Raw genomic sequence first — 15222 nt, forward strand, 5'->3', positions numbered from 1 at the left:
GGGATTATATTAATTCCCTAGAAAAACATTTGAAGTTGTCTAATAAAAACTCTACCATGACAAAAAACGACAACTATTGCCGAAAATGAAACAGGTAAAACTAAAAACATTCATCAATGATGTAACCAACCTCAGTGTTGGTGATCTTTGCAGCAAACTAGAAATATCAGAGTCAACGCTTCGGCATAGATGGAGATCAAAAGATAAAAGAAAAGAAGTAATTCTGCTCATTGCAGGCTTAACAGCTGACAATGGGAAGTATGGAGAAGATTTAATCGAAAAATATTATTAACATTAGATACAACAACTTAACAAATAAAATAACGCTATGTTGAAGTGTTCCCGCACTTCAACATAGCTAACCATCACAGCCTAAGTAGAAGGATGTATGGCTATGCCACATACTAAAGATCTAATTACATATTTCAAGCAAACTCCCCCTAAAAGTGTCTTAGACATCTTAGAAAAATTGTTTCCCGAACTGTCTTTAAAAGAAACGGAGGCTTTATATTGGTTTGCTTGCGGAGTGCATACCACTGATGTTTCAACCCTAATGAATGCTAATAGCAATACAGTTAAGACATATATAAATCGTTGTAAAGTAAAACTAAATACTGAATCTTCAACTGATTTGCGATTGATTTTTCATAGCCGTTTCCACAGTTTTACGCTTGCGTCTGCTTTCAATTATCAATTCCCGCTACTCTCCTAGCTCCCCGAATTAGCACTAAGTCGCCCTGTAACCTTACAGGGTGACATACTTTTATGTTTTTTTTACACAAAATACATCTGCAACATAAAAGGCTCATAAGGCACACATTTTTTTCAGTTTGTACCTTTGAGAGTGATTAAGAAAAGATAAATGAGGCGTGCAATAGATGCCTAAGCAGAACCACGCTCAGGAAGCCTCTGACGAGGGTTTTTCCTCAGTAAAAATAACAGTAACTCTTTCAAGTCGTAGTAATAGGAAAATCCAAGAATTACGTCTTGATGGTGGTGGAAAAGAGACAAAGGCGCAGATTGTAGAAAGAATTGTTAATTCTCACTTAGATAAGCTCCCGCTTAAATCCTAATAGGACGTGGGCTGACTACCCACTAAATCCTAAAAAATCATGTGCTCTGCGTAGGGATTTTTACACCCCGAATTTTAGTCACGCTCTTTAACAATTTGAGCCATAAAAGACCATCCATCCATTATTTGTCATACATGGTGGAAATGGTCACTCCCGGCGTCCAGTAGGGGAGTAACGGAAACTGCTGAAATAGACCTATGTGCCTCTGGTGGCGACCGAGCACAGGAACGCCCAGATAAGCGTTAAAACGCAGGAAACACCTGCGGCCTGTGAGGGAATCAATCCCGACTTGTGAGCATGACCCACAAACGCATATAGCCCCGCCTGTTATCGGCGGCACCAGCGGACGGCTGGTTTGGTAGATAACCACATCAATAATATCCCCTGTTAACAGGGGATATTATTAAGTGATTTTATCAATTGGGATGACAAACTAATTTATAAAGTCATTTGAAATAGGTTGGATAAACTTCTGATTAAGAGGGCATTTTATGTAATTAGCAACTTCCATGTGGACGGGTTACGAATCACAACAGGCGTGAGTGAGTAACGGAAACTAACGAATCTTAACGATGACGTCTGCATAAGACAGCGGATTTCATAAGTTGCGCCTGGGCGAACATGGACAAAGGAAAGGGTTAGGGGTTGCGCCGTGTCTTACTAACGCCTTTCTTGCTTGCGCTCAAGGATATTTAAACGATGACAATAACGCACATTCTTTTCATCTTCGCAGCAATAACACTCCTAAATATCTTGTCACTTGTTCAACTGAAATTACGTAAACCTAAAAGGTGAGTCATGGATACCCGAATTCAAAGCATCAAATCACACATGGGCATGCCCTTATTTAACAAATTGAACGACCCTAATGTGATTGAAATCATGTTAAATCCAGATGGGAATTTGTGGGTTGAAGAATTTGGCGAGCCTATGAGCGTATTTGGCTCGATGCAGCCCAGCAATGCCAGTTTATTTATGAAAGCAATCGCGGGTTATCACAACACAACAATTAGTGATGAAAAGCCCATTTTAGAATGTGAACTACCGCTCGATGGTTCACGGTTCGAGGGGATATTTCCCCCGGTGACAAAGAATCCCACTTTTACAATCCGCAAAAAAGCACTCAGGGTTTTCACTCTGAATAACTATATCGAAAGCCAAATATTGAGCGAGCATCAATTTAAGGCGCTTTTGGATGCGATTGAGTCACACAAAAATATATTAATTGTCGGCGGTACTGGTTCAGGTAAAACAACTTTCGCCAATGCCCTTATCGATGCAATGGTAAAAAATAATATCAATGAGCGCATTGTTATTATGGAGGACACCAACGAACTGCAATGCACCGCTCCAAATTCTGTAATCCTTCGCAGCAACGAACACACCAGCATTAACCGCCTACTGAGAGCAACATTGCGACTCAGACCTGACCGAATTTTAGTGGGTGAGGTTCGAGGCGGTGAGGCTCTTGAATTACTTAAGGGCTGGAACACTGGGCACCCGGGCGGGATTGCAACAATCCACGCCGACAGCGCAAGCCAAGGCTTGCAACGCTTAGAAGATCTTCTTTCAGAAGCCACCCCAAACGTAAACAAGGCAATGATAGCCAGCACTATCAATGTCGTTGTTTTTATCAAAAAAAACCCAACTGGCCGCAAAATCGAGGAGGTGATTCAGGTTACAGGGTATGACTCCAAATCCAACCAATATCTATATGAAAAACTTGCTTAAAGGATTAATGATGACTAACTATGCACCCACGCTTAGTTTTAACAAGCACCTTCCCTTCCTAATTGGTGTATCGATTGTATTACTAATGATGATGTTCCCCGATATGGCTCACGCATCCAGTAATACGGGTATGCCATGGGAAAGCCCACTCTCAAAAATCGTTTCATCCATTACTGGCCCGATTGCTTTCGGGATTTCAGTTATAGCCATTGCGGGGTCTGGCATCACTCTAATTTGGGGTGGTGAAATTACCAACCTGATTAAAACCTTATGTTACATAGCACTCGTTGTTTCAGTCATCGTGTTTGCAACAAACATTCTGTCCTCAGTGTTCGGTATATCTTCAACGCTAATTTAAGGGGTTAAAAATGGGGTCAAAACTAAATCGCACTCCAATATTCAATTTTAACCGAAGTAATTTAGTTTTGGGCGGAGAACGTAAGATCGTTTATGGGTTGCTTTTGGTAGTAATCATTTTCGTAGTAACCCTGCAAACATGGTTCACCTTTGTTATAGGGGTGTTTTTATGGATTGTGGGAATGCCTCTACTCCGAATGATGGGCAATGCAGATCCAGAAATGTCCCGTGTATTTAAAAGATTTACGACCTATCAACCTTACTACCCTCCCCACGCCCCTAAAGACTACTCAAGAAGGAATTAACGATGTTCAAAACGGCATCTTATAGAAAATCCATTAAAGGTATGCCTGATTTACTCAATTACGGCATTCTCTGTGATGATGGAGTTGTTGCAAATAAAGACGGTTCGCTTACGGCTGGTTTTGTTTTTCGCGGGGTTGATATATCTAGCTCCACCATTGAGGAGCGAAATCACCTGACCTCACGGATCTCTGATTTGCTAGTCAGCTTCGGCACAGGCTGGATGATCCATGTGGATGCCGTTAGACAAACTTCCCCTGAGTATTTAAATCAGGAAATGTCACATTTTAGCCACCCTGTTTTTGCCATGATTGACGCAGAACGATACGACTATTTTTCGCGAGTCGCAGAGCGTTACGAGAGTAGCTATTATATGTTTGTAACATATATGCCCCCCTCAAAATCAAAAGCAAAAATCCGAGATTGGATGTTTGAAGATAACCTCCAAAAGAAATCTCTATTTGCAAAAAGTCTTGAAACCTTCAATCGCAAACTGCGGGACGTACAAAGCCGATTAGAGTCGTACATCAAAATCAGACGGCTTTTAGCGTATAAGTTGAATGACGATGATGGTTCGACACATTGGTACTGCGAATTATTGCAGAAAATCAATTTAATGGTCACAGGCGTTGACCGCCCAGTTAGATTGCCCTTTGTGCCGATTGGTATTGATTCGTTGATTGGCGCTAATGAGCTGTGGACGGGGTTAAGTCCCAAATTAAATAAACAGTATTTAGCAGCGATCAGCATTGAGAGTTTTCCTGACCAATCGACCCCCAACATTTTAAACCATTTGGACAAGCTGGGATTTGCTTATCGTTGGTCAAGTCGCTATTCATTCTTTGATGCTTTTGACGCTGAAAAAGCGTTGGAAAAAGAGCGCAAAACATGGTCTCAAAAAGTTATTAGCTTTAAAGACCAGTTAATGAAAACGCCAAACCCTAAAATCAATCAAGATGCGGCGCAAATGGTTTGGCAGTACGAACAGGCGCTTAATGATGCTCGTTCAGGTAAGTTGAAATATGGGCATTTCACCCCGTCAATTATCGTGATGAATGAAGATCGTGAGTACCTTGAATATTGCTGTGAGCAAATCGAAAAAACAGTGCAACACCTCGGTTTTGGTTGCAGAGTCGAAACGGTTAACGCTGTCGAGACATTTTTAGGCTCACTGCCAGCGGATTCACTACATAACATTCGCCGTCCGTTGGTATCAACCATTAATCTTGCCGATATGTTACCTATGTCGTCAATCTGGTCAGGTCGATTAACTAACCCCTGTCCATTTTATCCCCCTAACTCACCCGCAGTTATGCAATGTAGCGCCGAAGGGGCAGCCCCGTTTAGGCTCAACTTGCATGTGGATGATTTAGGACACTTCTTAGTATTCGGGCCACCCGGGACAGGTAAATCTACTCTGTTAGCGACTCTAGTGGCACAAACCAACCGCTATAAAGGGTGTAAGCAATATGTCTTTGATAAAGGGCGTAGCGCTTATGCGATTAGTCAATGTGGCGGGGCGCATTATGATATTTGTATCGATGATAAAGTCACTTTTGCGCCGTTATCGCATTTAAGAGACGATTTTGCATGGTGCGTAAACTACATCATCAAACTGCTGGAATTAAGAGGCGTTAAGGTTACAGCCAAACAGCGCAACTTAATTGAAGCAGGGCTAAAAGATTTAGCAGATTCAGACATTAAAGAAATCAATATCAGTGAGTTTCTTAACATCGCTAACGATGTAGAAATCATTGAAGCATTGACTTTTTACACTATCGGTAGCGCGGGTAATCTACTGAACTCAAAGGCTGATACGTTCAAGGACGGCACCTTACAAGTCTTTGAGATTGAAGAACTAATGAATAGAGGAAGTGATGAACTTATCCCTGTTCTGCTCTATATCTTCCGTCAAATTGAGCGAGGTCTAGATGGTTCTCCGGCGTTTATTTTTATCGATGAAGCGTGGGTTGCATTTGGTCATCCAATATTCAAGGCAATGCTGGTTGAATGGCTTAAGGTTCTGCGTAAAGCCAACTGCGTGGTCGGTCTGTTTACCCAGTCATTAAACGATGCCGTCAAATCTGGTGTTCTTGATGTTCTGATTGAGGCTTGTCCTACAAAGATTTTCTTGGCAAATCCCAACGCCAATACAGATCAAATTAAACCTATCTACAAAACATTCGGTTTAAATGACCGTCAGATTGACATTATCAATAACGCTACTCGAAAACGTCATTATTACATCACATCCCCGGAAGGAAACCGACTGTTTGACCTGTCTTTAGGAGAGTTAACGCTGTCGTTTGTCGGGGCTGGGGGTAAAGAAGATATTGCCCGGATGAAAGAGCTAGTAAATGAACATCAAGACGATTGGTATAAACACTGGCTTGTAGAGCGCAAGGTTCTGTCTGAGCAAGATATTTTAGAAGTAGCATAGTTTTTAAAGGATTTTACTTATGAAAAGCAAACTAATCGCTTTGAGTATTTCGCTGTGTTTAGGCTCCGCAGCTTATTTGCCGTCATCTAATGCTTGGCCTGTTGTTTGTGTTAACTGCGGCACCGAATGGACGCAGATAATGAATAACATTCAGCTCGTTCAGTCGTATTCAGAACAGATTCAACAAACCCTAAACCAAGTCAAAATGATCAATGACCAAATCAAAAACACCAAGGCACTAGCCAACGGTGAATGGGGTAATACATTTGATCAGATTGAGCGATTAAGCGCACTGGCGCGGCACGGCCAATCAATTGCCTACTCAGCATCAGATCTCACTGCTGAAATGGATAGACGCTATAAGGGCTATCAGCATTGGCAACGTGAAATATCCCCTCAAGATTATGAAAACCATTACCAGCAACTTAGCCAATCGATGGGTGACTCTGCGGGGGCTGCGTTAAAAGTTGCCAACGGGATTTATAACCAGCGCAATGAAGATGAGCGCGTTTTAAATCGTATTGAATCACGCTCTCAAAGTGCCACAGGCCGGATGGAAGCCATTCAAGCTGGTAATGAGCTATCCGCTCAAATCATTCGGCAACTGCAAAAAATCGAAACGCTATTAAGCGCCCAGATCCAGCAGACAAGCACCTTTGTGCAAGCAGAGAATGAAAAAGAGCAGCTGGCCGCCGCCCAGTCCAGCGAGTTTAAAAAAGGTGATGCACCACCTTTAAAATCTCGCCAACTTGAGACATTTGAACTCAAAAAATTCTAAGGGGTATCTTATGCGCTTGGTGATCACGTTGCTTTTATTGCTGTTGATACCCAATGCTTACGCTCAGGGTGTTCCTGAATCCGGCGCAATCGATGAACTGTTACGCACATTTGAAAATGCAGCCGGGCAATGGCCGCCAGTGCTTAGGCAGTATGCAACTTATGTGTTTATCGCTCTAGTCACAATATCGTGGGCATGGTCATTTATGTGGATGGCCTTTAAAGAAGCCAATATCACGGAGCTGTTAGCAGAATTAGCACGCAGATCCTTGATGATTGGTTTCTTTTATTACCTACTCATGGACGGTACATACTTAGCGGCCAAAATTGTTGAAGGGTTCCAGTTCTTAGCGCAAGCATTGACAGGGAAATACATTCACCCCAGCTCAATTTTCGATATTGGTTACTCATTAGCCAGTGAAATTATCAAGAAATTGAGTTGGACAGATATGGTTGACGGCCTTGGTTTTGTACTGGCCGGGATAGGGATTTTAATTGTTTTCGCGTTTATCGCTCTCGAAATGCTATTAGTCATTATTCAGTATTACATCATGCTCAATCTTGGTGTGATTATGATGGGATTTTTAGGCCATGAATGGAGTAGAGAATATGCGATTAACTATTTCCGTCTAATGCTAGGTCTAGGCGTTAAGTTGCTCAGTATGCAAATGATTGTCGCGTTATCGTTAACTATCTTACAAGGCTGGTTAAACACAAGCGATTTAACGTGGACGCAAATATTACTGATTTTACCGTGCATTATCGTTATTTGGGGATTAGTTCGGGAAGTTCCGGCGCTGGCTCAAAGCCTTATATCTGGCACCGATAGCACGTCAGGTAATTCGATTGCAGGGGCTATGCAAGCTGTGGCCGCTACCGCAGCGTTAGCCGCGGGGGCGTATGCAGCAGCTGGGGCAATGGGTGGCGGCGCAATGGGTGGCGGCGCAAATATGGGTAATTTGCTCCGTAATGCGTGGGATCAAGCAAACGGAACGGATAGCGACCCTGCCACTTCTCCACTTCCAGATAGCGATAGCGGGAGCGGCGAAAGCTCGGGCTCAACAGGTTCAAGTAATATGAGTTCTGATCTTCCTCGCTCCCATGGAAACAATGGTAGCAGTGGAAACGCTGACAGCGGCGACTTTCAAGGCTCAATCTCTGGCTCTGGCTCACCTAGTTCGTCAGGCACCGCGCCAGATTCAAGCTCCCCCTCATCGAGCGCGAGCGCCCCAGCCGCAAAAAGCAGCATGTTATCGACAGCTGGCAAAGCGGCAAAAATTGCAGGTGCGACAGTAGCCAAAGAAACCCTATCAAGCGCCAAAAATGCCTTTCTGAGCGGTTTAAAGCGTCCGATTGAAAACCGTAATCAAGACACTGTTATTGGCCGTGCTGCAAACTCACTCAGTAAAACCGCTGGCGCCCCCTCGCAAGACGCACCGATAGAAAATGCTAAAGCATCACCTCAAAGCGGAGGTAGCCAAGGCAATAACGGGGGCAGTGGTAAAGATTGGTTTTCTCAGTCCGGTGGTTATAACAATCTCTCACGTGACCAAAAAGCGGCGGCTAAAGAAGCGCATACACGCTGGCGTAGTGAATCAGATTCAAACACCTACGACCTAAATAAATATGTGCAATACACGCAAGAACATCACAAGGATAAATAATGAAAGATGATAACGCTTTGCCAGAAACGGCAAATGACAGTCAGCCTAAAGCGGCGACTGACGAACTTACGCTGCTTTACCAACGCGCACGGATGGAATGGGACGAAAGACTGGGAAATATCGTTGCATTCAACCACAAGCTAATCACTATCTCCATCATTTCAGGTCTAGCAACCTTATTAGCCGTCTGCGGAGTGATATACATAGGCGCACAAAGCAAAATTGAGCCGTATGTATTAGCAATGAGCGACACTAAATTGGTAGCACTGCAAGCAGCTCAAAGGATGCCGATGGATGAAAAGAAACGGCTTGAAATTACTCAGTTGAGCGATTTTGTGACTCACGTTAGATCAGTCTTTACCGACATAAACGCGCAGCGTGAATACGTCATAAAAGCCTACGCGCACTTAAGGAGTACCGACCCGGCATTTATACAAGTGAATCAATATTTAAGCGAAACAGCACCGCCCCATAAAAGGGCTGAAACCGAAGCCGTCACGGTCAGAATTGATAATATCCTGCCCATTGGTGATAAGTCATCGACCTATCAAATCGAATGGACAGAGAACATAACAGACCGTCAAGGCAACCCCAAATTACCTCAGCATTTTAAAGCCGCTGTTGAAATCTACTATGAAGTCCCTTCAACGCCTCAAGAGTTTATGGGCAACCCGACTGGTTTGTGGGTGAAATTCTTCAACGTCACGGAGCGTTTATAATGAAACCGAGTTTAATTCTCGTATTTGCATCCTCTATTTTTACTCCCCTTGTTAATGCCGCAAATTTTGAAGATGACTATCCAGCCCCGTCACTTTCACTAAAAGAAAATAGCGCACTCACCATTTCAAATCAGTGGATTGATAAACCGACCACGCCAATTACTGACGGCACAGGCCGAGTGACCTATTACTTTGGTGATTCCTTACCTTCTCTAGTCTGTGCCCCGATAAAAACCTGTGTTATCGAGCTAGAAGAAGGGGAAATGATCGCACAGGGCGGGTTACAGCTGGGCGATAGCACCCGCTGGAAAGTCAGCATGGCCGTATCGGGTTCGGGCGCGAATAAGCGCACTAACTTGATTGTAAAGCCTACAGACATAGCCCTTGAAACAACGATGACCGTTGCTACTGATAGACGTTTATATCAAATCAAACTGATTTCAGATCCTATCCAATGGATGCCCTATGTGTCGTTTTCATATCCAGAACAGCGACAAATGGAATGGGAAACGTATCAGGCGGCAATGGCGCAGCAAGTAAAGCAAAACACGCTGTCTGACGGGGCGTATATCCCTGAACTCGACTTTGACTACAAAGTCAGCGGTAAGTCGTATTTCAAGCCGCTGCGCGTTTATAACGATGGAGTAAAAACCTATATAGAAATGCCCCCCAAAGTAGAGCAGGGCAATTTACCCGTGATTTTGGTCGTGAATGGCTCGCAAAAAGAACTCGTCAACTACCGTTATCAGAATAGCTACACACAAGATGACGGCAGGAAAATTAACGGGCGATTTATTGTTGATCAAGTCTCAAAAGAACTCATTTTGACAATGGGGGTCGGCGGCGATCAAGAATCAATCCTTGTAAAGCATAGGGGCTAACACCATGAAAATATTTTTAGCCGTTTTGCTATCAGTTCTACTTTCCGCTTGTGCTACCTCAGAAGTGAATTACTACGATTTCCCGGTAAAAAATGCTGACCAAGTGACCATAGCGAAAGATCTTGCATGGCATATTAAAGAGAAACACGGCGCTAACGCTGTATTCGATTTTAATTATCCGATGTGGTCAACCAGCACTCACTTTTCTGAACTCGTTGAAACTGAATTAAGACGCCTCGGCATTGGTGTTTATGTCTCTGAAACTGAAAAGCAAGGTAAGCACAATCAGTTGTATTACACCTTGTCGAAGCTTAACGACCGTCAGTTTTATATTCGTGTCGTTGTAAATAATCAGTTTTCATTTCAGCGGATTTGGATTTATCAAGACGAGCAATTATTCCCACTACCAACAACCACTGTGTTTGAAGGGGTAAAAAATCGTGAGTAAAATTTCTCCAATGGGCGACCCGCAACAACATCACACCGGGTTATCGTTAAAAAAATCCCCGATTAAAATCGCGATTGCATTTGCCGGGTTTCTGGTTTTGATTGTGCTTTATGCGATTGGCAGTAAGGGGCAGCAAGTACAAGAGGCCGCAGCGCAAAAAGACGAGTCTAAAAGCTCGGGACGAAAAGAAGGTAGCAGCACAGCAGCAATTCCCCCGGCATTGCAATTGGCTGGTCAACAACCGTCAATACCAGCAGCTAACACGCCCCCGCCGCCACCGCCGCGCCCAGCTTATCAAGACAATGAATATGACGATGCTGGCGCTTATGAGGATTCATACCAACCAAGGAGAGCGCCGCCACCGCCGTCTTTAGAAGAACAGCGCAGAATCCAACAAGAGTTACGGATTGCTGATTATAGGGCACAACAATACCTAGCCGCACTTTCAGCTGATACCGAAGTACGACTGAATGATAATAATCAATCAGCGTCACTTGGGGGTGGGGGGCAAAATGGTTTAGGTGACGGAGAAAGCCGTATCGCGCAAGCTCAAGATAAAATTCAGTCATTGCAATCTAGCTTAGGCTCCCTAGGAAATCCGTTTATGTCGTCTGCTATGGCCGCAGATCAAATGTTGCCGCAAATGCAGCAATCAGACCCAAACGGCCAAGCTAGAAAAGAGGCTTTTTTGAGTCAAAAACGCAGTGATGACTACTTAGAATTTACTCGTGATGTGCCGTTATCGCCCTTTGAGTTAAACGTGGGAACCATTATCCCCGCCGTGCTTATTTCGGGCATGAACTCTGATATACCCGGGGCGCTAATTGCCCAAGTGAGCCAAAACGTCTATGACAGCGCCACAGGGAAACATTTATTAATCCCCCAAGGCGCAAAATTGTACGGCGTTTATGACAGTAACGTCTCTTATGGACAATCCAGAGCTGTGAGCGCATGGACTCGCATTAACTACCCTGACGGTACACGTCTAAACCTCGGCGGCATGGGTGGGATGGACGTTGAGGGTTATAGCGGTTTTGAGGATCAAGTGGATAATCACTACTGGAAAACATTTGGTAATGCGGCACTCCTTGGGATGATTTCAGGCGCTACTCAAGCGGGGATTAGTGAAGATAGTCGCAACAGTGATACTAAAAGCGCCATTGCTGACGGTGTAACTCAACAGTTCGCGCAAACAGGTTCGACATTGATCCAAAAGAACCTCGATGTGCAACCAACTATCAAAATTAGACCGGGTTACAAATTCAATATCATGGTCAATAAAGACATTATGTTGACCCCCTACAAACCGTCTCGCTAACCCTTTTCACTCACATAAAAACAAAGTCAAACCCGGTTTTTTATAAAAGCCGGTAAGGAACCATTTTGTCTAAAAAACTTGCTCTATTGCTAATGGCCGTGCCTACCGTTTCGCTGGCAATGCAGCCTAAAATCGAAAACGAATCGGCCACCTACTCACAAGATGGGATCGTGATTAGTGCCGATGTACTAAGGAAAAGCCAACCAGTTGCCCCGCAGTCTCCACCCCAAATAAAAGCGATTGAGGTTGTGCCCGAAGCCCCCACTGAAACGGTTACTGAAATGGCCGCCCAAGCAGCGCAACCAATACAAGAAACCGCCGCAGTGCCAACGCCTGTTATCACTCACAACCTGTTTATTTATCCCGATGAATCGTTTTATGACGCGATTAATCGCTGGTTGAGAAATGACGGTTACACAACAGTTGCATGGTCTATCGATGACGAGGCCAGCGAGGAACTAGCGAAACGTCCTAAAAGCATTGTGAGCTTTGCGGGTTCAGTCCGAACCGTGTTGCCCACGTTATCTAAACAAATTGGTGTGCCGTTGTATTTTGCTGAAACGTCATCACTGGCAGCAATTCATCAATGGCATAACCGCCAAGTGCAAATAACGCTAGTTAACGGGCAATCATTAAGTGATGCAGTTAAAAAACTTGCTCGGGACTATGGCTGGAACTGGAACGAAACAGCACAAAGCCCCAGCTGGTTAGCGGCTAATGATTACCCCTTTTTGACGAGCTATCCGATAGTCACGCCCCAAGGCGATATTGCAAGGGCATTAGGGGTGGTTCTAGAAGGATTTCCCGTCTCGGCTCAATTGCTCGATAGCACTCAAACCCTGTTTATCGTTGATACCAAATAATAAGGACATATCATGTCGTTAAAGCTATTAAAAACTATCGGCATAGCCGCTGCGCTAACATCATTAATCGGCTGTGTTTCGCAAAATTATACTGACACGAAAAACGAAGCTGATTCGGTTCACGAAAGGATTAGCACTCTTTCTCAAGTTAAACATAGCTCGCAAGTGCGAAGCATCAGCCGCCCTCCCATTTCAACTACGCCGCTAGTGATTAAAAAGGATATTCCTTGGTTAAGTGAAGCGGTAAGTATTTCAGCTAACGATGTGCCGTTGTCACTGGTGATGTCCCAAGTGATGAACGGCGCGGAGCATTACAACAAACCTGTTCGCATCTGGTTTGATGGTGATGTAGACCCAAATAAACGTGTCACGCTCTCATTCAAGGCGAGTCGTGAGGACGTATTAAACCTGATTGCAAGGCAAACCGAATACGGCATTAACACAACTGACGATAAGGTATCTATCAGCCGCTTTGAATCTGAAACGTTTGTGATCACAATTCCCCCGGGAGTGTATAGCGGCCAGTTAGGATCTCAAGGTACGGCAAAGTCATCAGGGGGCGGCGCAGATACACTAAACACCCGAGTTGAAGGCCAATACCTAAACACTGCTTACAAGGATGTAGATCCCGTTACGCAAATTAAAGACAGCATTGTCACATTGCTGAAAGACAATGATTCTGACGATGACAAACTGGTCGGCAGTGTAGAAGTTGTGCCAGCCCTAACCGCTATCGCGGTTAGAACAACACCAAGCCGAATGGCACAGGTTCGCAGCTTAGTGAACAGCTTCCAATCTCAATTTGGTGAGCAAGTGATGCTCGATATTCGCATTCTCGAATTTCGCTCTAACCGTGGAAAAGAGCGCGGGGTGGATTGGAATCTCGTAAAAGATATTGGCTCAGGCTCATTAGAATTTATAGTGCCTGGCACAAACACTGTTAGCCAAGGCAGCGCCTACGGCATGGCCTTTAAAGGCACTGGTAAATGGGACGGGACAACAGCGTTTATCAAAGCCTTAGAAAAACAAGGCACGGTTTCAACAGAAACACCAATCACAGCACTAGCTCTCAGCAATCAGCCAAGTCGTATAGCACAGACACTGACCAAGCCTTACTTATACGAAGTAAAGAGCGAGGCTAACGATAAAGTGGTATCTGCATCCGTCACTCGCGCTACGCAAAGCGAAGGGGTAGATATGATGATAACCCCCAAAGTACAAACCGATGCAGTGTGGTTACGTATCGCTGGCAAGTTGTCAAAAATAGTCGGGGAACGCTCTGAAACGGTTCACGATGTGCAATTGCAGTTTTTAGATACCCGAGAATCAGAAATCAACTTCACCAATAAATTGCTCTACGGCCAAACCGTTGTGATTGGCTCAATCAAGCAAGTGAGTAAGACGGCAGAAGCCAGCAAAAACTTTGGAGTTGATGCGCTCGGTGGTGAAGGTACGGTAAGCGAAACCGTAGAAACGCTGGTTCTACTAACACCAAGGAGAGTGCAATGATCCACACGCTCGACTTACCCTATATTGCAACGTTACCCAATTCAAAAGGCGCGTTAAAAGATCATAGGCAAAGCAACTCCGCGCTATATGAGCGGGTTTTCACTAAAAACGAGCAAACCATCCGTTATTACGCTGATTTGCCCTCGATGTGCGTTGGTCAGTTTATCGCTGATACCGTGGCAATCGATGACGAAAATTTTCTGTTTTTTCATGTACTGGAAAACCAAGAAATCTATGCGCTGTACGTAAAAGGCCACCTAGTTCAACGTGAGCAAATCGGCCAGCACAATGCAATCTTGGACAGTTTCGCTTACGAACTGCACCAAGGTATTCAAATCGTTTTGTCATCGGAGCGGCTACCGCTGGAATATGAACCAGCAAACCCGCCCAAAGTCATCAGTATTAGCATTAGCGACATTCCGACTGACTATCAATTAGTCAGTAGTGCGAGTATTAAACCCCTGCATATCGGAGTTGGAGCGGCTTTAGCGGTCGGAGTCATCGGGCTTTTGCTTTGGTCTAGTCAACCTGATCCAGTTCAACAGCAGCAACAGATAGACCCGTGGCAACAATGGACAATGGAGTTTATATCTCAAGCGCCAGCAGATTCGGCGCTTAAGCAAGTCTCGCTGGCGCTGGCTTATCAAGACCTTCTACCGCCTGACTGGACAAATGACGGTGTGATGGTATCAGGCCAAACAATTGTCATGCCGCTAAAACCCGTTACAGAAGGGCAAGCGAAATATGACAATCTGCAAGCTTTCGCTTCGATGTATCCAGAGTTGAACTTAAACATCGAGGCAAAGCAATTAGTGCTGAATGTTGAACCTAGGGCAAAACCTGAATTGGTTTCGCTCGGTAACTATCCTCGGCGGTTACATGATGCGCTGCTTAATTTGGGTGCAACAAACGTCAGCTTAACCAACTCAGTGCCCGTTGGTTCTGTCAGTCGCCTAAAGATTGCAGCCACCTTTACCGATGTACCCCCGGCGCTGCTTGGCATCATTGCAGATAGTGTTAAATCTGAGCCCGTTTTTTTACAACAATTAAGCCTGAGCAAAGGGACGGGTAACAACGTTACTTGCTCCTTAGATCTTATTATCGAAGGTGTAGACGCTGTTTTATAAGGAGACTCGCGT

16 protein-coding genes are annotated in these 15222 nt (G+C 44.5%); all 16 read left to right on the forward strand.

Annotated features, from left to right (window positions below; genetic code table 11):
• Positions 1 to 76 precede the first annotated feature (76 nt).
• The 16 genes from B5P39_RS24570 to B5P39_RS22320 all read left to right on the forward strand — a co-directional run bounded on the left by B5P39_RS24570 (position 77) and on the right by B5P39_RS22320 (position 15210).
• On the forward strand, positions 77 to 292 hold the full coding sequence (locus B5P39_RS24570; protein WP_140418345.1) for a hypothetical protein: 216 nt from the start codon (positions 77 to 79) through the stop codon (positions 290 to 292).
• A 102-nt stretch (positions 293 to 394) separates the two neighbouring features.
• Positions 395 to 712: a LuxR C-terminal-related transcriptional regulator gene (locus B5P39_RS22250; RefSeq protein ID WP_176400020.1), complete on the forward strand. Its 318-nt coding sequence runs from the start codon at positions 395 to 397 to the stop codon at positions 710 to 712.
• Positions 713 to 878: 166 nt separating this feature from the next.
• Positions 879 to 1073: a hypothetical protein gene (locus B5P39_RS22255; RefSeq protein ID WP_088212956.1), complete on the forward strand. Its 195-nt coding sequence runs from the start codon at positions 879 to 881 to the stop codon at positions 1071 to 1073.
• A 798-nt stretch (positions 1074 to 1871) separates the two neighbouring features.
• Positions 1872 to 2804, forward strand: a complete 933-nt coding sequence (gene trbB / locus B5P39_RS22260) for a P-type conjugative transfer ATPase TrbB (RefSeq protein WP_088212957.1) — start codon at positions 1872 to 1874, stop codon at positions 2802 to 2804.
• A gap of 10 nt (positions 2805 to 2814) precedes the next feature.
• Complete coding sequence (locus tag B5P39_RS22265; protein WP_081990880.1) at positions 2815 to 3162, forward strand: TrbC/VirB2 family protein; 348 nt, start codon at positions 2815 to 2817, stop codon at positions 3160 to 3162.
• A gap of 10 nt (positions 3163 to 3172) precedes the next feature.
• A complete protein-coding gene (gene trbD / locus B5P39_RS25210; RefSeq protein ID WP_047532983.1) occupies positions 3173 to 3466 on the forward strand; it encodes a conjugal transfer protein TrbD in 294 nt (97 codons plus the stop codon).
• Positions 3467 to 3468: 2 nt separating this feature from the next.
• Positions 3469 to 5904 carry a TraG/VirB4 family ATPase gene (locus B5P39_RS22275; RefSeq protein ID WP_088212958.1) on the forward strand — a complete coding sequence of 812 codons (2436 nt, stop codon included), beginning with the start codon at positions 3469 to 3471 and terminating at the stop codon, positions 5902 to 5904.
• A gap of 19 nt (positions 5905 to 5923) precedes the next feature.
• Positions 5924 to 6682 (forward strand): P-type conjugative transfer protein TrbJ, encoded by a 759-nt coding sequence (gene trbJ / locus B5P39_RS22280; RefSeq protein WP_088212959.1) that lies wholly within the window; start codon positions 5924 to 5926, stop codon positions 6680 to 6682.
• Positions 6663 to 8345: a P-type conjugative transfer protein TrbL gene (gene trbL / locus B5P39_RS22285; protein WP_254915843.1), complete on the forward strand. Its 1683-nt coding sequence runs from the start codon at positions 6663 to 6665 to the stop codon at positions 8343 to 8345. The genes trbJ and trbL overlap by 20 nt, the downstream gene beginning before the upstream one ends.
• The gene (locus B5P39_RS22290; protein ID WP_088212961.1) at positions 8345 to 9064 is read left to right on the forward strand and encodes a type IV secretion system protein; all 720 of its coding nucleotides are present in this window, start codon (positions 8345 to 8347) and stop codon (positions 9062 to 9064) included. Before trbL ends, B5P39_RS22290 begins: the two co-directional genes overlap by 1 nt.
• Entirely contained in the window at positions 9064 to 9945 is an 882-nt protein-coding gene (gene trbG / locus B5P39_RS22295; RefSeq protein WP_088212962.1) for a P-type conjugative transfer protein TrbG, read from the forward strand. Before B5P39_RS22290 ends, trbG begins: the two co-directional genes overlap by 1 nt.
• A 4-nt stretch (positions 9946 to 9949) precedes the next feature.
• The gene (locus B5P39_RS22300) at positions 9950 to 10393 is read left to right on the forward strand and encodes a hypothetical protein (protein WP_088212963.1); all 444 of its coding nucleotides are present in this window, start codon (positions 9950 to 9952) and stop codon (positions 10391 to 10393) included.
• Positions 10386 to 11711, forward strand: a complete 1326-nt coding sequence (locus B5P39_RS22305; protein WP_217895754.1) for a TrbI/VirB10 family protein — start codon at positions 10386 to 10388, stop codon at positions 11709 to 11711. The genes B5P39_RS22300 and B5P39_RS22305 overlap by 8 nt, the downstream gene beginning before the upstream one ends.
• A gap of 65 nt (positions 11712 to 11776) precedes the next feature.
• Positions 11777 to 12574, forward strand: a complete 798-nt coding sequence (locus tag B5P39_RS22310) for a hypothetical protein (RefSeq protein ID WP_254915844.1) — start codon at positions 11777 to 11779, stop codon at positions 12572 to 12574.
• A gap of 12 nt (positions 12575 to 12586) precedes the next feature.
• A complete protein-coding gene (locus tag B5P39_RS22315) occupies positions 12587 to 14083 on the forward strand; it encodes a hypothetical protein (protein WP_088212966.1) in 1497 nt (498 codons plus the stop codon).
• A complete protein-coding gene (locus B5P39_RS22320; RefSeq protein WP_088212967.1) occupies positions 14080 to 15210 on the forward strand; it encodes a hypothetical protein in 1131 nt (376 codons plus the stop codon). Before B5P39_RS22315 ends, B5P39_RS22320 begins: the two co-directional genes overlap by 4 nt.
• Positions 15211 to 15222 lie beyond the last annotated feature (12 nt).

Source organism: Shewanella sp. Shew256, assembly GCF_002196695.1.
In the GTDB taxonomy this organism is placed as follows: Bacteria; Pseudomonadota; Gammaproteobacteria; order Enterobacterales; family Shewanellaceae; genus Shewanella; species Shewanella mangrovisoli.